This window comes from Amycolatopsis acidicola (genome assembly GCF_007713735.2).
In the GTDB taxonomy this organism is placed as follows: Bacteria; Actinomycetota; Actinomycetes; order Mycobacteriales; family Pseudonocardiaceae; genus Amycolatopsis_E; species Amycolatopsis_E acidicola.
The window spans coordinates 106,236-132,387 of record NZ_VMNW02000018.1; the positions used below are offsets into that span (position 1 = coordinate 106,236).

The following is a 26,152-nucleotide window of genomic DNA, read 5'->3' on the forward strand; positions in this document are numbered from 1 at the left end:
CCGATAGGGCGCATTCCGCCCTCGGATCTTGCCGTCGGCGCGAGGGGGCCACCAGCGCCGAAAGGTGGAAGCTGGGTGAACCTCGGATGATCGGCCACACGGCCGATGCGCTCCGGCTCTTCGACCGATCCGCGCACGCGGGCCCCGGCCGTAGCTTCGGGGTATGACGACAGCGCAGGTCACGGCACTGCGGACCGGACTACTCGCCTTCATCGCGATCTGGGGCACCCTGCTCTTCCCCCAGCTCATCGTGCAGTGGGCACGGTTCGGCAGGCTCGTGCCGCGACGCATCGTCTCGACAGCGGCGGTGCTCGGCTACGCGTGCCTGGCGCTGTCGATGGTGTTCCTGCCGGTGCCCGGCCCCGGCACGAGGCAGCTGGCCCAGACCATCCAGCTGGTGCCGTTCCAGTGGATCACCGACGTGCGCACCGACATGACCGGCTCCGGCCTGCTCAGCGCGCTGACGACGACGGCGTTCGAGCAGATGGCCTTGAACGTGCTGCTGTTCGTGCCGCTGGGCCTCTTCGCGCGGCTGTTGTGGCGCCGCGGCCTCATCGGCACGACGCTGCTCGGGTTCGTCTGCGCGCTGGCCATCGAGCTGACGCAGCTGACCGCGAACTGGGGCACCGCGCCGTTCCAGTACCGGATCTTCGACGTGGACGACCTGATCACCAACACGACGGGCGCGGCGCTCGGCTGGATCGCCGGCGCCCTGTTCCTGGCGCTGCGGGCTTCGAAGGCGCCCGCTTCAGCTGTCGGCGCGAAGGCGAGCCGCGGCGAGCGGATCGACCTCACCGAGACGCGATAGGCGAGCGGCTCTCTGCACGGCCTGTCGCCGGGCTGTTCGCCGGTCCTCCCAGATGACCGTGGCCGTGGCCGCGATCAGGATCAGCAGTACCAGGCCGAGGACGATCGCGAATTCCACGCGCGCCTCCCTTGGCGTCGTCCTTGTGTGGCAGATCACACACAGTACGCCCCTGGTGTGCGTTTTGCCACCTTCGGCCGGACCGCGGCACAGCGCGGCTACGATCGCGCTGCTCATGACCTCTTTCCGGCCCACGAAGGACCAGCTCGCCGCCGCGGCGGGCCGGCACATCCCGGACGTGCTGGCGCCCGGGCTGCGGGTGCTGTTCTGCGGCATCAACCCCGGGCTCTATTCCGCTGCGACCGGCCACCACTTCGCCCGTCCCGGCAACAGGTTCTGGCCCGCGCTGTACGCCGGCGGCTTCACCCCGCGCCTGCTGCACCCGAGTGAACAAGAGCAGTTGCTCGAGTACGGGCTCGGCATCACGAACATCGCCCCGCGGGCGACCGCCCGAGCGGATGAACTCACCGCGGCGGAACTCCGCGAGGGCGGCGAACAGCTGACCGCGAAGGTCCGGAAACACCGCCCGCGCTGCCTGGCGATCGTCGGCATCACCGCTTACCGGATCGCGTTCTCCTCACCGAAAGCCACCATCGGTCGGCAGATCGTTTCGATTGGCGAAACAGCGGTATGGGTGTTACCCAATCCCAGTGGGCTCAACGCCCATTGGACACCCACGACCCTCGCCGCGGAGTTCGCCGAACTGCGTGAGCGGTTCTACTCAGAGTAGTCCTCAACTCGGCTGGGTGAACCCGCGTCACACCCGCCGTTCGGCCGACTCCCACAATGGACGAGTAGTCATGCCTGGCCGGTCCCAGCAGGGGGGATCGGGTTGCGTATCGGCTGTGCCGGGTCGGGCCGTCGAGGGGGCGGTCCGGCCGGGCGCGGTGCGCAGCCAGGCATTGACCATGCGGATACGGAGTTCGTGATGACGCGCAGTAACGAGCCCATTCGGGCACCACAGGGCTCGCCCCCGATCCGCAGCCTGGGAGTCGCAGTCGTCGATCCACTGCCGTTCTATCGCGAGGGATTGTCGTCGATGGTCACCCGGACCACCGGGCTGCACTGGGCAGGGCACGCCGGAAATCCGCACGCGGCGCTGCAGCTGGCCGAGCAGGTGCACCCCGACGTGATACTGGTGGACTCGGGCATCGACCCCCACGGTCATCTGGCGAAACTGCTGGTCACCGGCGATCCGGCGGCACTGGTGATCATGCTGGTGCGCGATTCGCACCGCACCCCGGCGTTCTTGCAGGGCATCCTCCTGGCCGGGGCGCACGGCGCGCTCCCGCGCTCGGCCGAGCCGCGCCGGCTGATCGAGGCGATCCGCCGCACCCAGCTCGACCGCCGCTACCTCGATCCGGTGCTGGCGCCGCTGGCCGGGCCGCAGCGCCAGGGCCTGCGGCCGGGCGACTCGATGGTCGCCGCGCGCCGCCCGCGGATGCCGCTGTCCCGCCGCGAATACCAGGTGCTGCAGCTGGTCGCGGAAGGGTTGGAGAACGCGGCGATCGCGAAACTGCTCTACCTCTCCGTGGAGACCGTGCGCACGCACGTGAAGAGCATCCTGCGCAAGCTTTCCGCCCGGGACCGCACACACGCGGTCACCATCGCGTTCCGCAACGGGATCCTGATCGCACAGCCTGACGACACCCCCGAGAACAACACCCCGACCTCCGGTGCGGCGCCTACTTCGAGTGGCATGGCGGAGTACCGCGCCCGCTGAACAGGGCGATCTTTGAGTCACATCCGGATGGTTTCGCTTGCCGTGGTTACCGGCAGGTAATATCCTGATGTTACCGGCCAGTAGGGGACCAGCATGCGCCCAGCCGGAAGACTCGATACCCAACGGAGCGACGAATGGGCCACTACAAGAGCAATGTCCGAGACCTGGAGTTCAACCTCTTCGAGGTGCTCGGCGTCCAGAACCGCCTCGGCAAGGGCGTACTCGCGGACTCCGACGAGGAGACCGCGCGCGGCGCGCTGTCCGAACTGAACAACCTGGCCGTCGGCCCGCTCGCGGAGTCCTTCGCCGACGCGGACCGCAACCCGCCGGTCTACGACCCGAAGACGTTCTCGGCGAAGCTGCCCGAGTCGTTCAAGAAGAGCTACCAGCAGCTCTGGGACGGCGAGTGGTGGCGGCTCGGGCTGACCAACGACCTCGGCGGCCTCGGCCTGCCGCCCACCGTGCAGTGGGCCGCTTCCGAGCTGATCCTCGGTGCGAACCCCGCGCTGTTCATGTACCTCGCGGGCCCGAACTTCGCGATGATCCTCGACCGCAACGGCAACGAGGAGCAGAAGCGCTGGGCGCGGATCATGATCGACCGCGCCTGGGGCGCCACGATGGTGCTCACCGAGCCGGACGCCGGTTCGGACGTCGGCGCCGGTCGCACCAAGGCCGTGCAGCAGGCGGACGGCACCTGGCACATCGACGGGGTGAAGCGGTTCATCACCTCCGGCGACCAGGACATGACCGAGAACATCATGCACCTCGTGCTGGCCCGCCCCGAGGGCGCGAAGCCGGGCACGAAGGGCCTTTCGCTGTTCCTGGTCCCCAAGTTCCACTTCGACACGAACACCGGTGAGCTCGGCGAGCGCAACGGCGCCTTCGTCACCAACGTCGAGCACAAGATGGGCCTCAAGGTCTCCACCACCACCGAGCTGACCTTCGGCCAGCACGGCATCCCGGCGGTGGGCTGGCTGCTCGGCGACGTGCACGACGGCATCGCGCAGATGTTCCAGGTCATCGAATACGCCCGGATGATGGTGGGCACCAAGGCCATCGCGACGCTGTCGACCGGTTACCTGAACGCGCTGGAGTACGCCAAGGAGCGCGTGCAGGGCGCGGACCTGACGCAGATGCTCGACAAGACGGCCCCGCGGGTCACCATCACGCACCACCCCGACGTGCGCCGTTCGCTGATGCTGCAGAAGGCGTACGCCGAGGGCCTGCGCGCGGTGTACCTGTACACGGCGTCGTACCAGGACCAGATCTGGACGCAGGACGGCGACGAGGCGGCGCTGAAGCTGGCCGAGCGGGTCAACGACCTGCTGCTGCCGATCGTCAAGGGCGTCGGCTCCGAGCGCGCCACCGAGCAGCTCGTGCAGTCGCTGCAGACCCTCGGCGGCTCCGGCTTCCTGCAGGACTACCCCATCGAGCAGTACATCCGCGACGCGAAGATCGACTCGCTCTACGAGGGCACCACGGCCATCCAGTCGCAGGACTTCTTCTTCCGGAAGATCGTCCGCGACAAGGGACAGGCGCTGGCGCACATCGCGGGCGAGATCACCGCGTTCATCGAGTCCGAGGCTGGCAACGGCAGGCTGAAGAACGAGCGTCAGCTGCTGAAGCAGGCGCTCGAAGACGTGCAGGGCATGCTCGGCTCGATGATCGGCTACCTGACCGCCTCGCAGGAGGACGCGACCAACCTGTACAAGGTCGGCCAGCACACCGTCCGGCTGCTGATCTCGGCCGGTGACCTGCTCGTCGGCTGGCAGCTGCTGCGCCAGGCGGAGATCGCGCTGGGCAAGCTGGACGGCGCCTCGGCCAAGGACCAGGCGTTCTACCAGGGCAAGATCGCGGTCGCGTCGTTCTTCGCCAAGACCGTGCTGCCCGAGCTGACCGCGCGCCGCGCGATCGTCGAGGGCGCGGACAACGACCTCATGGAGGTTCCCGAGTCCGCTTTCTGATCGGCTTTTTCCTTGGGTGGTCCGTGCGGGGCGTCGTAATCCGGCGCCTCGCACGGCCGTTTTCAGGACCAGGCTGGGTAGTGCGGCGCGACTTCGGCGTAGCGCTCCTGCCACGCCGGCAGCGGCGCGCCGTCCAGATGTGCGGCCATCCGGTCGAAGAAGGCGTGCGTGCCGGGGATGAAACCCTTGGCGTTGCGCTCGGACAGGCCGCGGTGCGTGAAGGTCAGCAACGTGCCGTCGCCGTCTTCGGTGAGTTCGTACCGGACCACGCTCGCGCCGATGATCCGCTGGTTCCACTCGTGCTCGAAGACGTGCGGCGGCTCCCAGACCAGGATCTTCCCGGTCATCCGCTTCGCGTCGGGCGCGGCGGGCGGGTCGCTCGGGTCCATCTCGATCACGCCGTCGTCGATGGTGGTCTCGCCGAACCAGTGCACGCGCTCGGCGGGGTCGGTGATCGCCGCCCAGACCACGTCGACGGGATGGACGAGCCGTCGCCGGAAGGTGATCGTCGCGTACTCGCCGTCGAAGCTCAGGCTGCCGAGTTCGGTCATGCTCGTTTTCCTTTGCGGTCAAGGTGTTCGGTGAGCGCGTCGAGATGGCGCGGCCAGTACCGGCGGTACCGGGAGATCCACCCGTCGATCTCGCGCAGGCCGCCCGCGCGCAGCGCGTAGATCCGCCGCTGCCCGTCCGGCCGTACCTCGACCAGGCCGACCTCGCGCAGGATGCGCAGATGCCGGGAGACCGCGGGCTGGGTGAGCCCCGGCAGGCTCTCCACCAGCTCGCCGGCGGGTCGTTCGTGATCGGCGAGCAGGTCGAGCAGGGCACGGCGGTGCGGCTCCGCCACGGCCTCGAACACGTCCATGCGCAAAGTATTACAAGTCGCGTATATACGCGTCAACAAATATGATCGAAACCGGGTTTGGCCAGGGCGTACCGCGGTATCCCGTATTCGCCAGCGACATAAGGAGTTTCGATGACCATTACCGGAATCATCACGGCGATCATCGTTGGTTTGATCATTGGACTGCTGGGTCGCCTCGTGGCTCCCGGTAAGCAGTCCATCCCGATCTGGCTGACGCTCGTCGTCGGCATCATCGCGGCGTTCGTCGGCACGGCCATCGCGCGCGGGCTCGGCTACGCCGACACCAAGGGGTTCGACTGGCTGGAGCTGATCACGCAGGTGGTGCTCGCGGCCATCGGAGTCTCGATCGCCGCGGGAATGTACGGCAAGCGCAAGCTCACGCGCTGACCCCGGGCCGTTGCGAAGGCGGGGGCGGTGACCTGGTCACCGCCCCCGATTTTTCGTGCTCAGGCCCGGAAAGCCGCGCAGCCCACCGCGATGTAGGACTTCTGCGGGCTCCGCCAGTTCACCTCGGCCCACCGGTTGTCGGTGAGCTGCTTCTTGTCCGCGCCGACGCAGCTGTAGACGCCACCGGTGACGAACGGGCCGCACTGCACGTCGCCGACGTTGGTGCAGGTGGTGTAGTTGTCGCAGGTCAGCGTGCCGAGCAACGGCGAGCCGACATCGGTGCCGGCGCGCACGTTGAGTTTGCATTCGTTCTCCGGCGTCGCGTGCACCAGCGCGGGCGTCGCTTCCGCCGCGCCCGCCGTCGCCGGCGCCATCAGAACGGCCCCGGACATCCCGAGACCCACCGCGAGAACTCCGGCAGCCAACCGCTTTCTCAACTCACTACCTCCACTGACGAAGAGTTACGGACAGCGACCGACAGTAGCCGATCGACGTGCGGCGCGTCTGTCGCCAGATTGGGCGGATCATTCTTGACCGTCCAAAGTGGACACTCTGGCCGCGGCCACAACGCTCTCGGAATACCTGTACGTGAGCGACAATCGGCTCACCGAGCTGCCGGGCTCGTTGAAGCGGCTGGGAATGCTGCGTTACCTCGGCGCGACGGACAACCTGCTGAACCGGCTGCCGGAGCATCTCGGCGGGCTGGTTTCCTTGCGGGAGCTGCATCTGCGCGGCAACCAGCTGAGCGCTCTGCCGGATTCCGTGCGCGGGCTGGGTGAACTGCGGATGCTGAATCCGCGGGAGAACCTGCGGACCGAGCTGCCCGACGCGCTGCGCCGGTTGCCGCGGCTGCACACTCTGGATCTGCGCTGGAACAAACGACTGCGGCTGCCGGAGTCGCTCGGTGAGCTGGAGAAGCGGTGCTGCTACGTGCTGCTCTAGCAGAACACGATCGGCTGCGGGTCGTAGTGGACCGTGGTGCTGTCCCGCCGGACCTCGGCGCCGGAAGCCAGGTCGTAGACCACCCTGGTGTCCGTCGTGTCGAAACCCCACTGCCCGGGCGAAGGCGTGCAGCCCGGCGGAGAGGGTTGGAACGACGGCGGGGTGATACCGGTGCGCGGCCCCGTGCCGCTCTCCACACGGAATTGCTTGGTGCCCCACAACCGCACAGTCACCGTGGAGCCCGAGCTGTACGCCTGGATCGCGACGCCGCTGTTGAGGCTGTCGGTGAACTTCAGGTCGGCAGGCGAGCCGTCGTCGTGCAGCGCGATCGCGTCGCGGCCCGCGGGATAGCGGTCGAGGTAGTGCGAATGCGCCGTGTGCCCCGCGTCGGCGAGACCGGCGAAGTACGCCGCGTTGTACAACGTGGTGGCCAGCTGGGACGCTCCGCCGCCGCGCACCACCGGCCCGGTGCCGTCCTCGTTGGCCGGCGCGGGGCTGAACCCGGCGAAACCGTTGGCATAACTGGCAAGGCTGAACGTCTCGCCCGGCTTGAGCAGCACGCCGTTGATCCGCGCCGCGAGCGTTTGCGCGTTGTCCGCCGCGGGCCCGGACAGGTCGCCGGTGCTGAACTGGCCGACGATCTCCTTGACGCCAAGCGCATTCGCGTCGTCGGTGCTCAGCTTCGGTTTGCTCGTCTGGTACTGCACGGTGAGGTCGCGGCCGCTCGGCTGGGCGAGCAGAGCCAGCAGCGGTTTGAACGTGTTCGACCAGTCGATCTTGCGGGCGTCCTGGGAAGGCTGCACCGTCGGCGTGTCCCCGGCGAACACGATCCGCGCGTCCTGGCCCGGGGTTTCCGTGCTCGCCAAGGGAGTCTGCAGGCTTTGCCGCAGCTTCGCGGGATCCAGCCGGACTTCCAGCCCACCGCTGTCCTGAGCGGTGAACTGCATGGCGCCGGCGATCATCGACGGCTTCAGCACAGTGTCCGCGCCGTTGCCGTGCACGTTGACCGGGTTGGCGACCGCCGGGTTCACCAGGTTGTCCAGCGCCGCGTGCACCCCCGCCGAAGTGGCCTTCACCGGCGTGGTGGCGACGGGCAGCCGGACACCTGTCTTGTCCAGCCACCTGGTCTTGATGAGCTCGACCGCGGCCGGCACGTCGCTCATCGTCTGCCCGGCCCGCGGCTCGATCGCGTGCGCCGTCACGCCGCCGTCGGTGCCGGCGATCGGGGTGAAGCCGATGCTGCCCTCTGTCGGCGGATGGTCGAGCTGCCCGGTCGCGAGCGCGGTGACGGCCTGGGTCAGCGCGTCCGGGTCGGTCCTCGTGACGACATCGACCTGGCGTTTGGTGAAGAACGAGCGGATCCGGTCGAGCGGGTCGAGCGGCTGGTGACCGGCCTGCGCGAGGGTGGAGGACCAGTCGAGGCTGAGCCCGGACCGGACAGGATCGAGGGTGGTCTCGACATCGCCGGCATCGACCGGGATCGGTTCGGTGAGGCGGGGTTCGAGCTCGCGTCGGAGCTTCGTCTCGGCGTCGGCCCGGCTCATCCCGCCGACGTCCACGCCGGCCACGACGACCCCGCGCGGCACGTCGCCGGCACTGGACATCAGGTCGGCGGTGTACAGGATGACGCCGAGGATGAGCACCCCGCCGACGACCATCAGGATCTTGCCGATGACCCGCTTCGCGCGCGAGGTTTCGGTGGGCCCGCGGTCGCCGTCCAGCAGCTCGCCGACGAAGCCGTCTTCGGGGTTCGCGGGAAGGATCTCGGTGGGCTGTCCGAGGACGTGGTCGGTCCGGAAAGTGTCCGAGTCCCAGTCCGGCCAGTAGTGGTCCTCTCGCACCGCGCCCCTCCTCGCGAAGCTACAAGTACAGCCCCGTCCCGTGCTCCGTGCTCTCCTCGGAGGCCACGGCGTGGATGTCCCGCTCCCGCATCACCAGGTAGGCCTCGCCCTGCACCTCGACCTCGAACTGGTCATCCGGGTTGAACAGCACCCGGTCGGAGACTTTCACGTTCCGCACATTACTGCCTACCCCGAGTACATCGCCCCAAGCGAGTCGGCGCGCCACCTGCGCCGTTGCCGGGATGACGATGCCCCCGCTGCTGCGGCGCTCGCCCTCTTCCGGTGCCAGCCGAACCAGTACCCGGTCGTGCAGCATCTGGATCTCGAGTTTGGCGCCGGGCCCCGGCAAGGTGTTCGTCTCCGCCACGGAGGTAATGCTACGCACCCGAAAGAGTGGCCACAGGCTGACGCCGACTCTCCAGCGCGAACTCCTCCCGCCGCGTCACGCCCTCGCGGACGTGCATCCGCCGGACCGTCGATTGCAGGCCGGGGGCGGAAACCACGAGGTCGATGAACTGGTCGGGCAGACCGGTGATCGCGTACTCGCCATCGTCACCGGTGATCGCGCGGACGAGTTGCTGTCCCTTGCCATCGGTGACCGTGATGACCGCGCCGGGCAGGATCTCACCCGCGCGGGTGCGGACCACCCCGGTGACCATCGGCCGCTGCTGTCCGAAGTGGTGCTCGTGCGCGGGCAGGGCCGTGGGCCGCGGCATCTCGATCGCCGGGTCCTCGACCGGCGGCTCCTCGACGTCCACGGCGTTCTTTCGGTGCTGCCACAAGGCGTGGCCACCGATCAGCGCGACACCGACCAGCAGCCAGGCGCAGAGCACGAGTATCGGCCGCAGCACCCCGACGCCGTTGAAGTAGAAGATCCCGCGCAGCGCCTCGAGCAGGTTGCCCATCGGCATGAACGGGTGCAGCGCGCGGAAGAACCCGGGCACCATCTGGATCGGGATCGCGCCGCCACTGGAGGGCATGCTCAACAGCACGAACAGGCCCATCGCGACGCCGGGGAAGAACTGCTTGGCGAACGGCACGAGGCCGAACGACGTGAGGGAAATGCCGATGCTGAGCAGGAAAGCGAGCGGGATGGCCAGCGGGTTCGCCGGGATGACGTGCATCGCGACGCCGCCGATGAAGCCGATGACGCTCAGCGCCGCGCCCCAGCCGAGGAGAGTGAGGACCTTCGCGCGCCGGCTCAGCGTGACCGCCCGCAGCAGCATCATCACCACGACGTAGGACGGGATCGTCCACGCCAGCACCAGGTAGAACATGCCGGTGCCCATCGAGTCACCGCTCGCCGTCGGGGCCAGGTCCACGGCGTGCAGCGTGTGCCCGCTCTGCGCGGCGATCGGCGTGAACGTCTGGTTCAGCACCGTTTCGAGCATGTAGCCGTCGGCCTTGGCGACGTAGAGGGTGCCGGTGGCGGCGTCGTAGCCGGCTGTGGTGTCGCGGTCGAGCACAGCCTGCTGGGCGGCGTCGCCGCTCGCGACGGGCTCGATGGTGAACGAGCCGGGGCTCGCCTTGTCGAGCGCGGTCTGCAGCTGGGTGGCCGCGGCCGGGTCGGACACCGCGACCTCGACGTGGTGCGGCGTCGGGGAGTGGAAGGCGAGCAGGTAGCAGACCAGGAACCCGCAGGCGAAGAAGAGCGGGAACCACAGGGTTTCCGCGAGGGTGCGCACTGTCGAGGGCTTCTTCTCCGTCGCTGTCTCCGCCTGATCCGCCATACCTACTACGATACGCCTTTTTTGCAGGACTGCAAAAATGCAGTACTGTAAGAAGTATGACAGCGACGGGGCTGCGCGAGCGCAAGAAGGAAGCCACGCGGGAAGCGCTGCGGCACGCGGCCGTGACGCTCTACCGCAAGCACGGGCCGGGTTCGGTCACGGTGGAGGACATCTGCGCTAAGGCGGGCGTCTCACCACGGACCTTCTTCAACTACTTCGAGACCAAGGACGAAGCGGTCCTGTCACTCGACGTCAGCCCGACCGCGCTGCGGCAGCGGATCGTCGAGCGGCCGGCGGACGAGAGCCCGCTGACGGCCGTCCGTTCGGTCTTCGCCCAGCGGTTCGCGGACGTCACCAAGACCGAGACGTTCCGCGCGCGCACCATGCTGCTGCGCGAGCATCCCGAGCTGATGCCGCGGCTCGCGCACACCAACAAGGCCTTCGAAGAGGCCGTGGTCTGCGGGATCGCGGACCGGACCGGGCTCCCGCCGGGGGACATCTACGTGCGCACCACGGCCGCGGCGTCGTTCGTCGCGAACCGGGTGGCGCTCACGTGCTGGCAGCCGGACTCGGGCCCGGAGGAGTTGGTCGCCCTGCTGCATCAGGCGATGGACGTGCTGGAGCGGGGGCTTACGCCGTCCCCGCCAGGATGAGCTGCAGTTGCTTCGGCGCCTCGGGCGAAAGCTTCACCGGCACGCCCCAGTCCTGACGCGTCACCCGGCACACCGGGTGCTCGGCTTCGCCGTCGCAGCTCGCGGCCTGCGCCACGATCTGCAGCACGCCTTCGGCATGCCCCTCGGCGAGCTTGATCGTGCGGGTCAGGCTGGTGTCCGTGCCGCCGCCGTCGGCCAGCAGCTCGGGCGGTGAAGCGCTGATCTCGAGGCGAGTGGACGGCCCGAACCGGTCGTCGAGCTTTTCGCCTGGGGGCGGCGTGAACACCACCGAGAGTTCGACCTCGCCGGGCGCGAGCAGGCTTGGCGGACGGCGCACGGCGTGCGCGTCACCGGCCACGTGCTGGGTGCCGTCCGGCGCGAGCGGCAGCGCGTGCAGCCGGTTCGCGGCGGATTCCACGACGAGCAGGGCTTCGTCGGTGACCAGCAGGCCGGACGGCTCGGCCAGACCCTCGGCGAGCGTGTCGACCTCGCGGGTTTCCGGGTCGTAGCGGCGGATCGCGCCGTTGTAGGTATCGGCGATCGCGATCTTGCCGTCGGCCAGGACGGCCACGCCCAGCGGATGCTGCAGCAGCGCCTTGTCCGCTTCGCCGTCGCGGTGGCCGAAGGAGAACAGGTCGGTGCCGACGGCCGTGTGCACTTCGCCGTCCTCGATCCACCGCAGCGCGGAGGTTTCGGCGTCGGCGAGCCAAAGTCGCTTGCCCTGCACCGCGAAGCCGGAGGTCTGCGCGAAGAACGCTTCGCCGACCGCCCCGTCGCGGAGGCCCTCGACGGTGGTGCCCGCGAACCGGGAAACGGTCTGTTCGACCGGGTCGAACGCGCTCAGCGTGTGGTTGCCCGCCATCGCGATCACGACGGACCCGTTCCACCAGGCCACGTCCCACGGGCTCGTCAGGTCGATCTCGCGGGCCGGGCCGCCCGTGTCGCCGTCGCGCCACTGGTTCCCGGTACCGGCCACAGTGGACACTTCGCCGCTGCTCAGATCGATGCCGCGCAGCAGGTGACCGGCCGTGTCCGCGACGACGAGGTGGTAGCCGGCCTTGTCCGCGATTTCCTTCGGCAGCAAGGCAAGCCCGGACGGCTCGGCGAAACTGGCCACGTCGAACGCGCCGTCGGCGGAGCCGCGCGCACCAGACCCGAAGCGACGCACGACCGTCTCACCATCGGAGGCGAACTCGACGATCGAATGGTGCGCCGTGTCCGCGACGAGGATGCGCCCTTCGGCGGTGACCACGGCCTTGCTCGGGAAGCTGAGCTCGTCCTGGTGCTCCTCGGCGGGCACGTACGGGCTTCCGCCACGGCGCAGCGTGCCCTTCGCCTCGTGCCGCCGCACCAGATCCGCGATCACCCTGCGCAACGCCTCTGCGTGCCCCTCACCAGCGGCGACGTGCACGACGTACCCCTCCGGGTCGACGATCACGAGCGTCGGCCAGGCCTTCACCGCGTACTGCGACCACGTCTCCATGTCCGGGTCGTTGAGCACGGGGTGGTGCACCTCGTAGCGGCGTACGGCCGCCTCGATCGCGGCCTGCTCGCCCTCGTGCAGGAACTTCGGGGAGTGCACGCCGATCGTGACCAGCACGTCGGCGAACTCCTCCTCCAGCGGGCACAGCTCGTCGAGTACGTGCAGGCAGTTGATGCAGCCGGAGGTCCAGAAGTCCAGCAGCACGATGCGGCCGCGCAGCTCGGACAGCTCGATCCGCTTGCCGCCGGTGTTCAGCCACACGTCCCCGGACAGCCGGGGCGCACGCACTTTGGGTTGCGCAGAAGTCACGTCTTCGTTCAACGAGCCCCGAGATCGACCTTGTTCCCGGAGCCCGGCATGTGGAATTTCACAGTGACCCGACAGCGGCCCCGGCCCGGCCGGGAGCAAATCCGGCAACCCGCTCGTTGGTACGAGTATGGCTGTCTTCTTCCTGCTCTATGTGGTTGCCGAGGTGGCCGCCGTCTGGGCGGTGAGCTCGGCCATCGGTGTGCTCGGCACGCTGGGTCTGCTGATCGCGGGCGCTTTCCTCGGCTCGTGGCTGGCGCGCCGCGAGGGTGCCCGCGCGGCACGTTCGTTCATGGCCGCGGCGCGGTCCGGCAAGTCGCCGCAGGCCGAGGTGACCGACGGGATGCTGATCGGGTTCGGCGGGCTGCTGATCCTGGTGCCCGGGTTCCTCAGCGACATCGCCGGCCTGCTGATGCTGCTGCCGCCCACCCGCGGCGTGCTCCGCCGCGCATGGCTGCGCCGCGCCGAGCGCCGGATGATGAACCAGCCCGGCCGCGTGATCGTGGTGGACAGCGAAGTGGTCCCCGAGGACCGCAACCACCCGGTGATCGAAAGCCGCTAACCCGGTTTCGGCAGGTCGAAGTAGCTGGAAAACCGCACCGCGGGGGCGTACTCGCCCTTCACCCGCACCTTGCCGGTCACGAACATGGCCGCCACCGCCGCGTTTCCCGTTGCCATTCGGAAGAAATCGTCCGCCGCCACCGTGATGGTGGTATCCGGCTCGCGGCCCAGATCGGCACCGGACGCGCAGAGCCCGTCCTCGATCACCGTCTGGAAACGGTCGAATCCGCCGTCCCCGTCACCGTCGGAAAAGCGCCAGGTGACGACCACCGACGAGTACTTGGCCTTTTCCGGCAGGAAATGATCCGACATCCTCGAGAAAATCTCCTCGAGGAACACCCGCCGCAGCTCGGGATGCGCGGCCACCGCCTTGAGCTGCTCCTTCGACGCCCTGCGCACCACGTCGGCCAGCGTTTCGGTGGACAGTCCCCGCAATTCCACACCGGCCTCGACCTTACCCAGCATGTGCAGGGTTTCGAGCACGCTGATGAACTGATCCGGGCTCAGTTTGCCCAGGTCGATCCGGCGCGCCAGTGCGTCGATCACATCCGATGACACGTGACGCATTCTACTGTGCATCCCCTACGCGGTAGCGTTTGTGTGTGACCGACGAAGTGAAAGCCCCGCCGCCCCGCTCACGACGGCTGCCGAGAGCCGTGCGCGAGCGCCAGATCCTGGACGCCGCGGTCGAGGTGTTCTCACGGCACGGTTACCACTCGGCCTCGATGGACGAGATCTCCGATGTGGCCGGTGTTTCCAAGCCGATGATCTACTCCTACCTCGGTGCCAAAGAGGATCTGTTCGCCAAGTGCATCCGGCGCGAGGCGAACCGGCTGCTGGAGGCCGTGCGCACCGGGGTGCGCTCCGAACTCCCACCCGACATGCAGCTGTGGCACGGGTTGCGCGCGTTCTACCGCTTCGTCGCCGAGTACCGCGACTCGTGGACGGTGCTGCACCGCCAGGCCCTCACCGTCGGCGGCCAGTTCGCGAGCGAGATCAACCTGTTGCGCAGCAAGGCGATCGACATGGTCGCCGCGCTGGTGGTCACCGCGGGCACGAAGAAGGGGCTCGGCCAGGTGGCCGAGTTCTCCGGGCCCGCGCTCGCCGTCTCGCTCGTCGGTGCCGCGGAATCGCTTGCGGACTGGTGGCTGGACCATTCCGACGTCTCCGACGGCGTGCTCGCGTCGTGGCTGATGAACCTGGTCTGGCTCGGGTTCAACGACCTGGTCGAAGGGCAGGTCTGGCGGCCTAGCTGATCGTGCCCTCCAGGTGTGGCTTGGGTTTCCGGGCGTTCCACAGTTCGAAGGCCCAGCCGCCATCGGTGTTCCGCCACGACGTGAAGGCGACCTTCGCCGGCAGCAGCACCGGAAGTTTGAACCGCACGTCGACGGTATAGGTATCAGGCAGCCTGCCTTCGAAAGCGGCGAGCACCCGCGCCTTGGTCCACATCCCGTGCGCGATCGCCGAAGGAAAGCCGAACAGCTTCGCGGTCAACGGGTGCAGATGGATCGGGTTACGGTCGCCCGAGACCTCGGCGTAGCGGCGGCCGATGTCGCCGGGGACGCGCCAGATCGCGTTCGGACGCGGCGCGGCGAGCTGCCTGCCGGGCGAAGACCCCGAGCCGCCACCGCGTCGCAGGTACGTGCTCACCTCCGACCAGACCACACCGTCCTCAGTGGACAGTTCACTCAGGACGTCGAACTGTCGGCCCTTCTCGTGCGGGCGCAGGTTCTCCGCCCGCACCCGCACACTGAGCTTTTCGTCCAGGCGCACCGGGCGGTGCTGGGTGATCCGGTTGGCCACGTGCACCATGCCCAGCAACGGGAACGGGAAGTCCTGCTGCGTCATCAACGCCATCTGCAGCGGGAAGGCGAGCATGTGCGGGTACGTCACCGGCAGCTCGTCGGTGAGCCGGAACTCGCAGACCTGGTTGTAGGCGGCGAGGTGCACCGGGTCGATGTCGATCCCGGTACGCAGGCATTCGGTGTCCGGCAAGGACTTTCCCTCGCCGTGGGGCAGGAGTGCCCTGGCATACAACGGCGCGAGCCGCGGCGCGTCGTGCAGTTCCCTGGTCGTCATCACGCCCCCAGCAGTGCCTGGCCGCACACCCGGACGACGTTGCCGTTGACCGCGGCGGAAGCCGGATTCGCATACCAGGCAATGGTTTCCGCGACGTCCACCGGCAGCCCGCCCTGGCCGAGGCTGGACAACCGGCGCCCGGCCTCGCGGATGAAGAGCGGGATCGCGGCGGTCATCTGCGTTTCGATGAACCCGGGCGCGACGGCGTTGATCGTGCCGCCGTATTCGGCCAGCTTCGGCGCGGTGTCGTCGATCATGCCGATCACGCCGGCCTTGCTGGTGGCGTAGTTGGTCTGGCCGACGTTGCCCGCGATACCGGCCATCGAGGACACCCCGATGATCCGGCCGTTGTCCCGCAACACCTTGTCCGCCAGCAGTTTGTCGTTCACCGCGAGCTGCGCGGCGAGGTTCACGGTGAGCACCGAGTCCCAGCCGCTCTCGGTGAGGTTGCCGAGCGTCTTGTCCCGGGTGATGCCCGCGTTGTGCACCACGACGTCCACGCCGCCGTGCCGTTCCTTGAGGTATGCGGCGAGCTTCTCCGGCGCGTCGGCGGCCGTGATGTCCAGCTGCAGCGCGGAACCGCCGACCTTGTTCGCCACGGCGGAAAGGTCCGCGCCCTGCGCGGGGATGTCGAGGGCGACCACGTGCGCACCGTCGCGGGCGAAGACCTCCGCGATGGACGCGCCGATGCCGCGCGAGGCACCCGTCACCAGCGCGACCTTGCCCGCCAACGGTTTCTCCCAGTCCTCGGGCACCGGCGCGGTGAGAACCCCTTGTGTGCCAACACGGATCACCTGCGCGTCGACGAACGCGGACTTGGCCGAGAGCACGAAGCGCACGGTGGACTCGGCGGCTTCCTCGGCCCCCGGCGCGACGTAGACGAGCTGCGCCGTGGCACCGCGCTTGAGCTCCTTGCCGACCGAACGGACGAACCCTTCCAGCGCGCGCTGGGCGATCCGCTCGCGGCCCTCGGCCAGCTCCGGCGGGGTGCCCACGACGAGCACGCGGCCGCAGCCGCCGATCTTGCGGATGACCGGGTGGAAGAAGAGGTACATCTCGCGCAGCTGCTTCGGGTCGGTGATCCCGCTCGCGTCGAACACGAGCGCGCCGTACCGCTGCCCATCGGCCGGGGTGGACAGCACCTCGATACCGGCGTCCGCGAGCTGCGCCTTCAGCGACTTCTCGAGCCTTCCGCCGGGCGCGGCGCCGAGAAGTGCGGGACCATCGAGTGCGGGCTGGCCTGGCCGGTAACGGCGCAGCGTGACGGGGTTGGGCAGACCGAGCTTGGGCACCAGGAACTTCCCCACCGGGGTCCTGGTGAACTGCTGGTAGCGGTCGGCCATCACGTTCTCCTTGCGTCGCCTTACCTACTCACGAGTAGGTTACACTGTCCACAGAGTTCCACCATTCGCAGCGGGAGGAAAACCCATGGACGTCCGCAGGGTCGCGATCATCGGCGGCAACCGCATCCCGTTCGCGCGCTCGAACGGCCCGTACGCCGGCGCGTCCAACCAGGACATGCTGACCGCCGCGGTCGACGGCCTGGTCAGCCGGTTCTCCCTGCAGGGTGAGCGGATCGGCGAGCTGGCCGCGGGTGCGGTGCTCAAGCACGCGCGCGACTTCAACCTCGCGCGCGAGGTCGTGCTGGGCAGCAAGCTCGCACCGGAGACACCCGCGTCGGACGTCCAGATGGCGTGTGGCACCGGGCTGCAGGCGATCGTCAACGTGGCGAACAAGATCGCGCTCGGGCAGGTCGACTCGGCGATCGCGGGCGGCGTCGACACCACCTCGGACGCGCCGCTGGCGGTGAACGACGACCTGCGCCGCATCCTGGTCCGGCTGAACTCGGCGAAGTCCCTGGGCGAGCGGCTGCGGTTGCTGACCAAACTGCGCCCCGGTCAGATCGTGCCCGAGATCCCGCGCAATGCCGAGCCGCGCACCGGGCTGTCGATGGGCGAGCACGCGGCGCTGACCGCGAAGGAATGGGACATCAGCCGCGAGGCGCAGGACGAGCTGGCGGCGGCCAGCCACCAGCGGCTGGCCGCGGCGTACGAGCGCGGGTTCTTCGACGACCTGCTCACGCCGTACCTGAAGCTCTCGCGGGACCAGAACCTGCGCGGCGACTCCACGGCGGAGAAGCTCGCCAAGCTCAAGCCGGTGTTCGGCGGCCCCGACGGCACGATGACGGCGGGCAACTCCACGCCGCTGACCGACGGCGCGTCCACGGTCCTGCTCGCCACCGAGGAGTGGGCGAACGAGCGGCGGCTGCCGGTGCAGGCGTACCTGACGTTCTCGCAGACCGCGGCCGTGGACTACGTGCATGGCGGCGAGGGCCTGCTGATGGCGCCCGCGTACGCGGTGCCGCGGATGCTCGCCAAGGCCGGATTGTCCTTGCAGGACTTCGATTTCTACGAGATCCACGAGGCGTTCGCGTCGCAGGTGCTGGCCACGTTGAAGGCGTGGGAGGACGCGGGCTTCGCCAAGGAGAAGCTCGGCCTGGACGCCCCGCTCGGCTCGATCGACCGCGCGAAGCTGAACGTGAACGGCTCCTCGCTCGCGGCGGGCCACCCGTTCGCCGCCACCGGCGGCCGGATCGTGGCCACCCTGGCCAAACTCCTCGCCGAGAAGGGATCCGGCCGCGGCCTGATCTCGATCTGCGCCGCGGGCGGCCAGGGCATCACCGCGATTTTGGAGAAGTAGCGCAGCAAAAGGCCCGCGCGGCACGCTCTGCCGCGCGGGCTTTTTCGTGCCTCAGCCCGGGGGACTCGACGCGCACGGCCCCAGCTGGTTCGCGCCTCAGCCCGGCAGCTTGTCGCGGGCGGCCTCGGCTGTTTCGTGGACCTGCTTGTTCGCCTTCTTCGCCGCGCGGCGGGCGCGCCAGCCGAGCGACGGTTTGCCCTCCGTGTCCGCGGCGGCGATCAGCAGGCCGCCCGCCAGGCCGGCGTTCTTCAGGAAGTGGATGATCTGCTGCTGCTTCTCGTCCTCCTTGGCCTCCCAGAACGGGTGGCCGGCAACGGTGGTCGGGACGAGGCTGCCGATCAGCGCCAGCGCGGACAGCCGCGGGAACTTGCCGAGCGCGAACAGGCTGCCGGCGGCGATCTTCACCCCGGCGTCGATCCGGACGAGGGTCAGCGCGTCGGTCGGCACCGCGTCCGGCAGGTTGTCCTGCTGCTGGCCGATCGTCTTGTCCAGCAACGGCTTCGCCACTTCAGCGTGCCCTTCGGCCTGGCGCAGCGCGTTGATCCCGCCGTAGATGAAGATCGACGCGAGCAGGGGTCGGGCCAGTCGACGCAAGATCACGATCTCCGCCTTCCTCGGTAGCGAGCCTTACGCCATGGAAGTTACCCACTATCGGCCTTCTTCAAAGCTCTAAAGCTCTATTGCTCGGTTGCTAGATTTCGCTATACGACGATAGCGACACGCCGATCGGGAAGTCTGGGCAAATATCTCCTCAGCGCTAGAAAGCCCGATACCGTCTTAGGGTGGATCCCATCCGCAACCCCTTCGCGCCTGGCGCCGGGCAGCGGCCACCCGAACTGGCCGGACGGGAACGCGAGCTGCAAGCGTTCGAGGTGGTGCTGCAGCGGGTCGCGCGCGGAAAACCCGAGCGCAGTCTCATCCTCACCGGGCTGCGCGGGGTCGGAAAAACCGTCCTCCTCGGCGAGCTGCGCTCGATGGCGGTCAAGCACGGCTGGGGCGCGGGCAAGATCGAGGCCCGGCCGGACGCCGAGCTGCGCCGCCCGCTCTCGGCCGCTCTGCACCGCGCGATCCGCGATCTCGCAGTGCGCCACCGGGCACCGGACAGGGTCGAGGAAGTGCTCGGCGTACTCAAGGCTTTCGCCTTACGTGCCAACAAACCCGACGCGAAACTGCGCGACCGCTGGCAGCCGGGGATCGATGTGCCCGCCGCGCAGGGCAGGGCCGATTCGGGCGACATCGAGATCGACCTCGTCGAGCTGTTCACCGACGTGGCCGAGCTGGCCGCGGACGTGGGCACGGGCGCGGTGCTGCTCATCGACGAAATGCAGGACCTCAAGACGCCGGACGTTTCGGCGTTGTGCGCCGCCTGCCACGAGCTGTCCCAGTCCGGCGCGCCGCTCGTCGTGGTGGGCGCCGGACTGCCCCACGTGCCGGCAGTGTTGTCGGCATCGAAGTCCTACTCAGAACGCCTCTTCCGCTACGCCCGGATCGACAGGCTCGACCGCGGCGACGCCGACCGCGCGGTGCTGGCACCGATCGAACGCGAGGAGGCGGGGATAGAGCCCGAGGCGCTCGACGCGTTGTTCGACGCCTCCGGCGGCTATCCGTATTTCATCCAGGCGTACGCGAAAGCAGCCTGGGACGCGGCGCCGGCGGACCCGATCACGATGCAGGACGTGCAGGTGGCCGCGCCGGAGGCGGAACAGGAGCTGGCCGTCGGCTTCTTCGGCTCGCGGTACGAGCGCGCCACCCCCGCCGAACGCGAGTACCTGATCGCGATGGCCGAGCTGACCCAGGGACGGGACGAAGGCGCCGGCACCTCCGACATCGCGGTCTACCTGGGGCGCAAGCCTTCCTCGCTGTCGCCCGCACGGGACAGCCTGATGAAGAAGGGCCTGGTGTACTCCGCCGAGCGCGGGCACATCGCCTTCACGGTGCCGCACTTCGGCCACTACCTCCTCGGCCGCACCGACGATTGATCCTTCTACCGCTTTCTAGCCTTTGGGCTAGATATCAACATCGTCCGCGATATGGATGATCTTCCGACGAATCATCGGCCAGTAAGCCAGGTCACCGGATAATCGATGGTGAGCTTGTGAAAAAAGGAGCATACTGGACGCATGACGAACATTGCCGCCAAGCTCCGCGCGAGGCGCGCGGAAGCCCGTACCCGTCGACTTGTCAACCACGCCATCGAGACCGCCGGCTCGCACACGGTGCGTCAGGAGCTGATGGCGATCGCCCAGGCGCGGCAGACCCATTTGCGCTGAAAATCCACCTGATCGAGTGAGCTAGACCACATACGATCGAGGGTGTAACGCCGACGGCAGAATCGGCGATACCCCTGATGACCCCGTGATGCTGGCGGACCCCCGACCTGGCAGCATCACGGGGTTTTCCAATGCCCTGGTGAGGACGCGAACAGGGGCTTGCGCCGCGCGCTAGTCTTTGACTAAGTCAACGAACTCGTTGAGGTGGTCAATGACTAATGTTCAGCTCCTGGACCGGGTCGCCCGGGTCCGCGCGTTCAACCGGCTCTACACGGGCGTCATCGGCGCACTGGACGAAGGGCTCGTCGGCAGCCCCCATTCGCTCAGCGAAGCCCGCGTCCTCTACGAACTCGAACAGCAGGGCGTCACCGAGGTGACCGAACTCCGGCGCCGCCTCGGCATGGACGCCGGGTACGCCAGCCGCCTGCTCGGCAAGCTCGAAGCACGCGGGCTGCTGGTCCGCGAGAAATCCGAGTCCGACGCCCGCCGCCAGGTCCTCCGGCTCACCGAAGCCGGCCGCGACGAGCAGCACGTGCTCGAGCAGAACACCATCGACCAGGTGGCGAAGCTGCTCGAACCGCTGACCGAGGAGGACCAGCACCGGCTCCTCGGCTCGATGCAGACGATCGCCGGTCTCGTCGGCGACGGCGCCGTCAGCGACCCGACAGTCGTACTGCGGCCGCCGCGGCCGGGGGACTGGGGCTGGGTCGTGGAGCGCCACGGAGCCCGCTACGCCGAGGAGTACGGCTGGGGCGCGGAGTTCGAGGCGTGGGTCGCCCGGATCGTCGCCGACTACCTCTCCGCCGCCGATCCGAAGCAGGCCGGGTGGATCGCCGAGCTGGACGGCGAACGCGTCGGCGCGATCGCGTGCACCCGCGGGCCCGACGAAGAAACCGCGCTGCTGCGGCTACTCCTGCTCGAACCACGCGCCCGCGGCCGCGGGATCGGCAAACGCCTGGTGTCCGAGTGCCTCGATTTCGCCCGCGCGGCGGGATATCGAGGGATGGAGCTGTCCACGTACAGCGTGCTCACCGCGGCGCGCGGGATCTACCGGCGCGCGGGTTTCGAGCTGCTCAAATCCGAACCCGTGCACCACTACGGCCAGGACCTCACCAGCGAGGTCTGGGGGATGGAGTGGTGACCCGTGTTCCTGGTGCACTGCCCGGTCTGCGACCGCCGCACCCTGCTGGGCGTCGACGAGGTCGAATGGGTGCACAACCTGGCGCCGGGGATGATCTCGGTGACCGGCCGCTGCCCACGCGGGCACGAGGCCACGGTGCTCACCGGCGAAGCGCTCACTCGCGCTTCTGCCGGCCCATCGTGTAGAACTCCGCGTTCGGCTTCAGCGCGGTCAGATGGGCCAGCCGGTTCGACATCGCGAACAGCGCGGTGATCGCGCCGACGTCCCAGACCTCGTCCTCGGTCAGCCCGGCTTTCCATGCCGCAGCAAGGTGTTCCTCGCCGAACAGGTGCGAGTCGCCGGCCAGCGCCAGCGCGAGTTCGACGATGGCCCGGCCGCGCTCGTCCAGTTCGACCTGCCACGGATTGCTGGACACGCGGTCGGCCAGCTCGGGATCTTTGGCGCGGATGCGCAGGATCGCGCCGTGCGCCACCACGCAGTAAGTGCAGTGGTTCGCGCCGGAGGTGGCGACCACGACGAGCTCGCGCTCGGCCTTGCTCAGGCCGTCGGCGCGTTCCATCAACGCGTCGTGGTAGTCGAGGAACGCGCGGAGCTCGGCCGGGCGGTGGCCGAGCGCGCGGAAGATGTTCGGCACGAAGCCGGATTTCTCGGCTATGCCGCCGACCCGGTCGCGGAGATCCGCGGGGAGTCCGTCGAGCTCCACGACCGGGAACCGGCTCACTGCATCCGTCATGCCCTCACGCTAGATCAGTGCACGCCGATCGGGCGGAGGTCCTTGTCGTGCTCATCGGCGTGGTAGTCGGTGTCGTCGGTTTCGTCGACGCCGTTGAACACCTTGAAGGCACGGGCGATCACGGTCACGATCACCGCCACCAGCAGGTTGGCCACCAGCGCCACGAACCCGGGGTAGATCTGCATCGAGACGCCCGAGAACGGGTGCCAGCCGAAGATCGACAGGTTGGACATCGTCAGCGCGGAGCCACCGAAGTGCGCCTTGCCGTTGCTCGGGTTGGGGATGTTGTAGAGCATGATCAGGCCCCAGCCCATGCCGACGATCCAGCCCGCGATCAGGCCCCAGCGGTGCAGCCAGCGGGTGTACAGCGAGATCGCCACGGCCGGCAGCGTCTGCAGGATCAGCACGCCGCCGATCAGCTGCAGGTCGATCGAGAACTGCGGGTCGATGAAGAGGATGAACGCGACCGCACCGAACTTCACCACCAGCGAAGCGAGCTTCGCCTGCTTCGCCTCCTGCTTCGGGGTGGCGTCGCGCTTGAGGTACTCCTTGTAGACGTTGCGCGTCCACAGGTTCGCCGCCGCGATCGACATGATCGCCGCCGGCACCAGCGCGCCGATCCCGATCGCGGCGAACGCGATCCCGGCGAACCACGACGGGAACTGCAGGTCGAACAGGGCGGGCACGACCGTGTTGGAGTCGGCCTTGCCGGTGGCGGCGTTGGTGATCGGCTTGACCCCGGCCGCGATCGCGACATACCCCAGCAGCGCCAGCAGACCGAGCAGGAACGAGTACGCCGGCAGCGCCATCATGTTCCGCTTGATCACGTTACGGCCGCGCGATGCGAGCACGCCGGTGAGCGAGTGCGGGTACAGGAACAGCGCCAGCGCCGAACCCAGCGCGAGCGTTATGTACTGCAGCTGGTTGTTGCTGGTGAGCAGGATCGAACCCGCCGGCTTGCCCGTCGCCGCGCTGGGCTGGGCGAGCTTCGCCGCGCTCGCGTCGATGATGTGCGACCAGCCGCCGAGCTTGGCCGGCAGGTAGAACACCGCCACCAGGATCACGACGTAGATCAGCCCGTCCTTGACGAACGCGATCAACGCCGGGGCACGCAGCCCGGACTGGTAGGTGTAGAGCGCCAGGATGAGGAACGCGATCAGCAGCGGCAGGTGCCCGGCGATGCCGGAACCGTTGAGGCCCATCGTGCGGAGCACCGCCTCCAGGCCCACCAGCTGCAGCGCGATGTACGGCATCGTGGCGACGATCCCGGTGATCGCGATCAGCAGCGCGAGGGTGGGCGAGCCGAACCGGCCGCGCACGAAGTCCGCCGGCGTGACGTACCCGCGCGAGCGGGAGACCGACCACATCCGCAGCGCGGGCAGGAACACGATCGGGTAGAGGATGACCGTGTACGGCAGCGCGTAGAACCCGAGCGCGCCGGCGCCGAACACCAGCGCGGGCACGGCGACGAAGGTGTACGCGGTGTAGAGGTCGCCGCCGACGAGGAACCAGGTGATCCAGCCGCCGAACTTGCGGCCGCCGAGACCCCATTCGTCGAGGTGGTCGAGGTTGTCGCCGGCCTTCCACCGCGCCGCGATGAAGCCGAGCACGGTGACCAGCAGGAACAGCACCACGAAGATGCTCAGTTCGGTCCACTGCAGCCCGCTGCCGGGCGCCTGCGCAAGCGTTTTCACTGCTTGTCCCCTTCGTCCAGCTCCGGCTCCTCGGCCGCCAGCAGATCGGGCTTGCCGGTGACGACGGGTTTGCCCTTGGTCGTCACGTAGACGATCGCGACGCTTCCGACGCCGACGAACACCCAGACGAACTGGAACCAGTAGAAGAACGGCAGCCCGAACAGCCTCGGTTTGTCGAAGTTGAACCAGGGCGTGACCAGCATCAACAAGGGGATGAGCAGGATCAGGTTCCACGGGCTGACCTGCAGCCCGCGTACCTTTCCGGCCGCGTTGCCAGACATCGGACCTCGCTTCGACGTTGGGATAGCCGGATAGACCTTAATCCTTCGGCTCCCGGCGTCACCCGTGCCCGATGTATCGATTCGATCAGGGAATGCCCGACTATCGCAGGTTGCCGACCACTCGCCCGGCGGTTATCAATGACCGACCGCGAGAGTGATCACACGGCAGCGGCCGGTGACGAAGGGGAGAGTATGAAGCGAATGCGCTACGCGGTGGTGATCCCGGCTCTGGCCGGCACCCTGCTGGCGGGTGGGACGACGGCGCTCGCGGACGGGCAGCCGCTGAACACCACGGGAATCCCGGACAAGTACACGAACCAGGTGCTCGCCTGGCACCCCTGCAGTTCCGACGAGCTGTCCGGGCAGAAGCCGCCCGCCGGTGCCGAAGGCATCGAATGCGCCACGTTCCACACCCCTCGCGACTGGCATGACACCGGCGAGAACATCGATCTGAACATCGCGGTCAGCAGGCTCAAGGCGACCAAGGACGCGACCGCCAGCGTGCTGGTGAACCCCGGCGGCCCCGGCGCGCCAGGGCTGATCTTCCCGGCGCGGCTGCGCAACCAGCAGCGGCTGCGCGAGCACCAGGAGGTCATCGGCTTCGATCCGCGGGGTACCGGCAAGAGCACCAACATCACCTGCGGTGGGGCGATCGGCACCGGCAACAAGCTCGACCCGCGCGACCGCAGCCAGGACAACCTCAACCTGATCCTGGACGCCACGAAGTACGCGGCCGAGTCCTGCCAGGTGAAGTCCGGCGAGCTGGGGCCGTTGATCAACACCGACCAGACCGTGCACGATCTCGATCTGCTCCGGGTGCTGCTGGGCCGCGAGAAGATCAACTGGGTCGGCTACTCCGCGGGCACCTGGCTCGGCGCGCACTACGCGCAGGCGTTCCCGGCGCACACCGGGCAGTTCGTGCTGGACTCCAACACCGAGTGGACCACCACCTGGCAGAAGTCCTTCGACCTGCAGCCGAAGGGTTTCGAACGCCGCTGGCGTGAGGACTTCCTGCCGTGGCTGGCCACCTACGACAAGCTGTACCACTACGGCACCACGGCCGAGGACGCGCGCCAGACGTATGAGCAGGTGCGCGCTTCGCTGGCGAAGACGCCGGTGGATCTGGACGGGAACAAGTTGTCCGCCAACGAGTTCGACTCCTACATCTCCTCGGAGCTGTACAGCAAGAAGTCCTTCCCCGAGCTGGCCGACTATCTGGTCAACGTGCACACGCTGACGCAGGCGAACGCGACGGGCACGCAGCAGACAGCGGCGAAGCAGAAGGTGGCGGCGAAGAACACCGCGGAACGCGCCGTCGGTCCACAGCCGCTGCAGGTGCCTGTGGATTACGACGACGCGTACGACGCCAGCTTCTGGTCCATCCCGTGCAACGAGGGCCCGTGGTACGGCGGCCGCGCTTCGGCGATCGCGCAGTCCGAGCAGCTCGGCAAGCAGTACCCGCTGCTCGGCTGGGGCTGGCTCGTGCAGCCGTGCATCTCCTGGAAGACCACCCCGGCGCCGCTGCCGGTCATGGACGGCGCCGGTGTGCCGCCCGTGCTGATGGTGCAGTCGACGCACGACCCGGCGACGCCGCTCGAAGGCGCGCAGGCCGCGCATCAGGCCTTCCAGAACTCGCGGATGATCACCGTCACCGGCGAAGGTGACCACGGGATCTACGCCGGCGGCAACGCGGGCGTGGACAAGGTTGTGGAGGACTACCTGGTCGACGGGACGGTTCCCGCCGACCAGAGCCTGCCGGGCATGCCCTTGCCGGTGCCGCCCGGCGCTTAGGAGCTATTTCGAATGTGGTTTGCGTGGCGGCGCCGGTAGGGGCCCCTCCCGTCGCCCGCCACCACCCTCAACCGACACGCTCCGCGCGACTCCGCCGATTCAAGGCGCCCCCTGACTCCGGGATCGCCTCATCATGAATTCCCACC

Annotated in this window: 28 protein-coding genes; 14 read left to right on the plus strand and 14 right to left on the minus strand. The window is 68.4% G+C overall.

The window, feature by feature from the left end:
- Window positions 1–163 precede the first annotated feature (163 nt).
- The 4 genes from FPZ12_RS15375 to FPZ12_RS15395 all read left to right on the plus strand — a co-directional run bounded on the left by FPZ12_RS15375 (window position 164) and on the right by FPZ12_RS15395 (window position 4,552).
- Window positions 164–808 carry a VanZ family protein gene (locus FPZ12_RS15375; protein ID WP_144755243.1) on the plus strand — a complete coding sequence of 215 codons (645 nt, stop codon included), beginning with the start codon at window positions 164–166 and terminating at the stop codon, window positions 806–808.
- A gap of 232 nt (window positions 809–1,040) precedes the next feature.
- Entirely contained in the window at window positions 1,041–1,595 is a 555-nt protein-coding gene (mug, locus tag FPZ12_RS15385; RefSeq protein WP_144755249.1) for a G/U mismatch-specific DNA glycosylase, read from the plus strand.
- A gap of 198 nt (window positions 1,596–1,793) precedes the next feature.
- A complete protein-coding gene (locus tag FPZ12_RS15390) occupies window positions 1,794–2,588 on the plus strand; it encodes a response regulator transcription factor (protein WP_144755251.1) in 795 nt (264 codons plus the stop codon).
- A 134-nt stretch (window positions 2,589–2,722) separates the two neighbouring features.
- Window positions 2,723–4,552 carry an acyl-CoA dehydrogenase gene (locus tag FPZ12_RS15395; RefSeq protein WP_144755254.1) on the plus strand — a complete coding sequence of 610 codons (1,830 nt, stop codon included), beginning with the start codon at window positions 2,723–2,725 and terminating at the stop codon, window positions 4,550–4,552.
- A 62-nt stretch (window positions 4,553–4,614) separates the two neighbouring features.
- On the opposite strand, the gene FPZ12_RS15400 is transcribed toward FPZ12_RS15395, so the two are convergent.
- Both FPZ12_RS15400 and FPZ12_RS15405 read right to left on the minus strand, forming a co-directional pair.
- The gene (locus FPZ12_RS15400) at window positions 4,615–5,103 is read right to left on the minus strand and encodes an SRPBCC family protein (RefSeq protein ID WP_144755257.1); all 489 of its coding nucleotides are present in this window, start codon (window positions 5,101–5,103) and stop codon (window positions 4,615–4,617) included.
- Window positions 5,100–5,414 (minus strand): ArsR/SmtB family transcription factor, encoded by a 315-nt coding sequence (locus FPZ12_RS15405; protein ID WP_144755260.1) that lies wholly within the window; start codon window positions 5,412–5,414, stop codon window positions 5,100–5,102. Before FPZ12_RS15405 ends, FPZ12_RS15400 begins: the two co-directional genes overlap by 4 nt.
- A 111-nt stretch (window positions 5,415–5,525) precedes the next feature.
- On the opposite strand from FPZ12_RS15405, the gene FPZ12_RS15410 reads away from it, so the two are divergent.
- The gene (locus tag FPZ12_RS15410; RefSeq protein WP_144755263.1) at window positions 5,526–5,801 is read left to right on the plus strand and encodes a GlsB/YeaQ/YmgE family stress response membrane protein; all 276 of its coding nucleotides are present in this window, start codon (window positions 5,526–5,528) and stop codon (window positions 5,799–5,801) included.
- A 59-nt stretch (window positions 5,802–5,860) separates the two neighbouring features.
- Here the strand turns inward: FPZ12_RS15410 and FPZ12_RS15415 are convergent, their stop codons facing one another.
- Window positions 5,861–6,193: a hypothetical protein gene (locus tag FPZ12_RS15415; RefSeq protein WP_144755268.1), complete on the minus strand. Its 333-nt coding sequence runs from the start codon at window positions 6,191–6,193 to the stop codon at window positions 5,861–5,863.
- Window positions 6,194–6,344: 151 nt separating this feature from the next.
- Between FPZ12_RS15415 and FPZ12_RS15420 the strand changes: the two genes are divergently transcribed.
- Window positions 6,345–6,743, plus strand: a complete 399-nt coding sequence (locus FPZ12_RS15420; RefSeq protein ID WP_243769859.1) for a leucine-rich repeat domain-containing protein — start codon at window positions 6,345–6,347, stop codon at window positions 6,741–6,743.
- Here the strand turns inward: FPZ12_RS15420 and FPZ12_RS15425 are convergent.
- The 3 genes from FPZ12_RS15425 to FPZ12_RS15435 all read right to left on the minus strand — a co-directional run bounded on the left by FPZ12_RS15425 (window position 6,740) and on the right by FPZ12_RS15435 (window position 10,314).
- Window positions 6,740–8,584, minus strand: a complete 1,845-nt coding sequence (locus tag FPZ12_RS15425) for a VanW family protein (RefSeq protein ID WP_144755271.1) — start codon at window positions 8,582–8,584, stop codon at window positions 6,740–6,742. The two genes, FPZ12_RS15420 and FPZ12_RS15425, sit on opposite strands and share 4 nt — an antisense overlap.
- Window positions 8,585–8,603: 19 nt before the next feature.
- Window positions 8,604–8,900, minus strand: coding sequence for a GroES family chaperonin (locus tag FPZ12_RS15430; protein ID WP_144755326.1), 297 nt, complete (start codon window positions 8,898–8,900; stop codon window positions 8,604–8,606).
- Window positions 8,901–8,961: 61 nt separating this feature from the next.
- A complete protein-coding gene (locus tag FPZ12_RS15435) occupies window positions 8,962–10,314 on the minus strand; it encodes a carboxypeptidase regulatory-like domain-containing protein (protein ID WP_144755274.1) in 1,353 nt (450 codons plus the stop codon).
- 56 nt (window positions 10,315–10,370) lie between these two features.
- On the opposite strand from FPZ12_RS15435, the gene FPZ12_RS15440 reads away from it, so the two are divergent.
- Window positions 10,371–10,967, plus strand: coding sequence for a TetR/AcrR family transcriptional regulator (locus tag FPZ12_RS15440; protein ID WP_144755277.1), 597 nt, complete (start codon window positions 10,371–10,373; stop codon window positions 10,965–10,967).
- Here the strand turns inward: FPZ12_RS15440 and FPZ12_RS15445 are convergent.
- Complete coding sequence (locus FPZ12_RS15445) at window positions 10,945–12,738, minus strand: NHL domain-containing thioredoxin family protein (protein WP_144755329.1); 1,794 nt, start codon at window positions 12,736–12,738, stop codon at window positions 10,945–10,947. The genes FPZ12_RS15440 and FPZ12_RS15445 overlap by 23 nt on opposite strands.
- 148 nt (window positions 12,739–12,886) lie before the next feature.
- Here FPZ12_RS15445 and FPZ12_RS15450 point away from each other — a divergent pair, with 148 nt between their 5' ends.
- Complete coding sequence (locus FPZ12_RS15450; RefSeq protein WP_144755280.1) at window positions 12,887–13,318, plus strand: FxsA family protein; 432 nt, start codon at window positions 12,887–12,889, stop codon at window positions 13,316–13,318.
- Here FPZ12_RS15450 and FPZ12_RS15455 read toward each other — a convergent pair.
- On the minus strand, window positions 13,315–13,884 hold the full coding sequence (locus FPZ12_RS15455; protein WP_144755283.1) for an SCP2 sterol-binding domain-containing protein: 570 nt from the start codon (window positions 13,882–13,884) through the stop codon (window positions 13,315–13,317). The two genes, FPZ12_RS15450 and FPZ12_RS15455, sit on opposite strands and share 4 nt — an antisense overlap.
- Before the next feature lie 35 nt (window positions 13,885–13,919).
- On the opposite strand from FPZ12_RS15455, the gene FPZ12_RS15460 reads away from it, so the two are divergent.
- Window positions 13,920–14,573 (plus strand): TetR/AcrR family transcriptional regulator, encoded by a 654-nt coding sequence (locus FPZ12_RS15460; RefSeq protein ID WP_144755286.1) that lies wholly within the window; start codon window positions 13,920–13,922, stop codon window positions 14,571–14,573.
- On the opposite strand, the gene FPZ12_RS15465 is transcribed toward FPZ12_RS15460, so the two are convergent.
- Complete coding sequence (locus FPZ12_RS15465) at window positions 14,566–15,396, minus strand: MaoC family dehydratase (RefSeq protein ID WP_144755289.1); 831 nt, start codon at window positions 15,394–15,396, stop codon at window positions 14,566–14,568. The genes FPZ12_RS15460 and FPZ12_RS15465 overlap by 8 nt on opposite strands.
- Window positions 15,396–16,739: a 3-oxoacyl-ACP reductase gene (locus FPZ12_RS15470; RefSeq protein WP_144755292.1), complete on the minus strand. Its 1,344-nt coding sequence runs from the start codon at window positions 16,737–16,739 to the stop codon at window positions 15,396–15,398. The genes FPZ12_RS15465 and FPZ12_RS15470 overlap by 1 nt, the downstream gene beginning before the upstream one ends.
- Before the next feature lie 85 nt (window positions 16,740–16,824).
- Between FPZ12_RS15470 and FPZ12_RS15475 the strand changes: the two genes are divergently transcribed.
- The gene (locus FPZ12_RS15475; RefSeq protein ID WP_144755295.1) at window positions 16,825–18,096 is read left to right on the plus strand and encodes an acetyl-CoA C-acetyltransferase; all 1,272 of its coding nucleotides are present in this window, start codon (window positions 16,825–16,827) and stop codon (window positions 18,094–18,096) included.
- A gap of 96 nt (window positions 18,097–18,192) precedes the next feature.
- On the opposite strand, the gene FPZ12_RS15480 is transcribed toward FPZ12_RS15475, so the two are convergent.
- Window positions 18,193–18,696 (minus strand): DoxX family protein, encoded by a 504-nt coding sequence (locus tag FPZ12_RS15480; RefSeq protein WP_166462750.1) that lies wholly within the window; start codon window positions 18,694–18,696, stop codon window positions 18,193–18,195.
- 182 nt (window positions 18,697–18,878) lie between these two features.
- On the opposite strand from FPZ12_RS15480, the gene FPZ12_RS15485 reads away from it, so the two are divergent.
- The 3 genes from FPZ12_RS15485 (at window position 18,879) to FPZ12_RS15490 (ending at window position 21,507) form a co-directional block, all read left to right on the plus strand.
- Window positions 18,879–20,075: an ATP-binding protein gene (locus tag FPZ12_RS15485; protein WP_144755298.1), complete on the plus strand. Its 1,197-nt coding sequence runs from the start codon at window positions 18,879–18,881 to the stop codon at window positions 20,073–20,075.
- A 141-nt stretch (window positions 20,076–20,216) separates the two neighbouring features.
- Window positions 20,217–20,366, plus strand: a complete 150-nt coding sequence (locus tag FPZ12_RS45585; RefSeq protein ID WP_166462751.1) for a hypothetical protein — start codon at window positions 20,217–20,219, stop codon at window positions 20,364–20,366.
- A 211-nt stretch (window positions 20,367–20,577) separates the two neighbouring features.
- The gene (locus tag FPZ12_RS15490; RefSeq protein WP_144755301.1) at window positions 20,578–21,507 is read left to right on the plus strand and encodes a bifunctional helix-turn-helix transcriptional regulator/GNAT family N-acetyltransferase; all 930 of its coding nucleotides are present in this window, start codon (window positions 20,578–20,580) and stop codon (window positions 21,505–21,507) included.
- 154 nt (window positions 21,508–21,661) lie between these two features.
- On the opposite strand, the gene FPZ12_RS15500 is transcribed toward FPZ12_RS15490, so the two are convergent.
- The 3 genes from FPZ12_RS15500 to FPZ12_RS15510 are packed head-to-tail and all read right to left on the minus strand — an operon-like array spanning window position 21,662 to window position 24,215.
- Window positions 21,662–22,240 carry a peroxidase-related enzyme gene (locus tag FPZ12_RS15500; RefSeq protein ID WP_144755307.1) on the minus strand — a complete coding sequence of 193 codons (579 nt, stop codon included), beginning with the start codon at window positions 22,238–22,240 and terminating at the stop codon, window positions 21,662–21,664.
- 14 nt (window positions 22,241–22,254) lie between these two features.
- Window positions 22,255–23,934 (minus strand): monocarboxylate uptake permease MctP, encoded by a 1,680-nt coding sequence (mctP, locus tag FPZ12_RS15505; RefSeq protein WP_144755311.1) that lies wholly within the window; start codon window positions 23,932–23,934, stop codon window positions 22,255–22,257.
- Window positions 23,931–24,215: a DUF3311 domain-containing protein gene (locus FPZ12_RS15510; RefSeq protein ID WP_144755314.1), complete on the minus strand. Its 285-nt coding sequence runs from the start codon at window positions 24,213–24,215 to the stop codon at window positions 23,931–23,933. Before FPZ12_RS15510 ends, mctP begins: the two co-directional genes overlap by 4 nt.
- 192 nt (window positions 24,216–24,407) lie before the next feature.
- On the opposite strand from FPZ12_RS15510, the gene FPZ12_RS15515 reads away from it, so the two are divergent.
- Window positions 24,408–26,006, plus strand: coding sequence for an alpha/beta hydrolase (locus FPZ12_RS15515; RefSeq protein ID WP_144755317.1), 1,599 nt, complete (start codon window positions 24,408–24,410; stop codon window positions 26,004–26,006).
- Window positions 26,007–26,152: the final 146 nt, after the last annotated feature.

Coding starts and splice junctions, on each gene's coding strand:
- FPZ12_RS15375 (WP_144755243.1), top strand. CDS start 164: ATGACGACAGCGCAGGTCACGGCACTGCGGACCGGACTACTCGCCTTC.
- mug (WP_144755249.1), top strand. CDS start 1,041: ATGACCTCTTTCCGGCCCACGAAGGACCAGCTCGCCGCCGCGGCGGGC.
- FPZ12_RS15390 (WP_144755251.1), top strand. CDS start 1,794: ATGACGCGCAGTAACGAGCCCATTCGGGCACCACAGGGCTCGCCCCCG.
- FPZ12_RS15395 (WP_144755254.1), top strand. CDS start 2,723: ATGGGCCACTACAAGAGCAATGTCCGAGACCTGGAGTTCAACCTCTTC.
- FPZ12_RS15400 (WP_144755257.1), bottom strand. CDS start 5,103: ATGACCGAACTCGGCAGCCTGAGCTTCGACGGCGAGTACGCGACGATC.
- FPZ12_RS15405 (WP_144755260.1), bottom strand. CDS start 5,414: ATGGACGTGTTCGAGGCCGTGGCGGAGCCGCACCGCCGTGCCCTGCTC.
- FPZ12_RS15410 (WP_144755263.1), top strand. CDS start 5,526: ATGACCATTACCGGAATCATCACGGCGATCATCGTTGGTTTGATCATT.
- FPZ12_RS15415 (WP_144755268.1), bottom strand. CDS start 6,193: ATGTCCGGGGCCGTTCTGATGGCGCCGGCGACGGCGGGCGCGGCGGAA.
- FPZ12_RS15430 (WP_144755326.1), bottom strand. CDS start 8,900: ATGCTGCACGACCGGGTACTGGTTCGGCTGGCACCGGAAGAGGGCGAG.
- FPZ12_RS15435 (WP_144755274.1), bottom strand. CDS start 10,314: ATGGCGGATCAGGCGGAGACAGCGACGGAGAAGAAGCCCTCGACAGTG.
- FPZ12_RS15440 (WP_144755277.1), top strand. CDS start 10,371: ATGACAGCGACGGGGCTGCGCGAGCGCAAGAAGGAAGCCACGCGGGAA.
- FPZ12_RS15450 (WP_144755280.1), top strand. CDS start 12,887: ATGGCTGTCTTCTTCCTGCTCTATGTGGTTGCCGAGGTGGCCGCCGTC.
- FPZ12_RS15455 (WP_144755283.1), bottom strand. CDS start 13,884: ATGCGTCACGTGTCATCGGATGTGATCGACGCACTGGCGCGCCGGATC.
- FPZ12_RS15465 (WP_144755289.1), bottom strand. CDS start 15,396: ATGACGACCAGGGAACTGCACGACGCGCCGCGGCTCGCGCCGTTGTAT.
- FPZ12_RS15470 (WP_144755292.1), bottom strand. CDS start 16,739: ATGGCCGACCGCTACCAGCAGTTCACCAGGACCCCGGTGGGGAAGTTC.
- FPZ12_RS15475 (WP_144755295.1), top strand. CDS start 16,825: ATGGACGTCCGCAGGGTCGCGATCATCGGCGGCAACCGCATCCCGTTC.
- FPZ12_RS45585 (WP_166462751.1), top strand. CDS start 20,217: ATGACGAACATTGCCGCCAAGCTCCGCGCGAGGCGCGCGGAAGCCCGT.
- FPZ12_RS15490 (WP_144755301.1), top strand. CDS start 20,578: ATGACTAATGTTCAGCTCCTGGACCGGGTCGCCCGGGTCCGCGCGTTC.
- FPZ12_RS15500 (WP_144755307.1), bottom strand. CDS start 22,240: ATGACGGATGCAGTGAGCCGGTTCCCGGTCGTGGAGCTCGACGGACTC.
- FPZ12_RS15510 (WP_144755314.1), bottom strand. CDS start 24,215: ATGTCTGGCAACGCGGCCGGAAAGGTACGCGGGCTGCAGGTCAGCCCG.
- FPZ12_RS15515 (WP_144755317.1), top strand. CDS start 24,408: ATGAAGCGAATGCGCTACGCGGTGGTGATCCCGGCTCTGGCCGGCACC.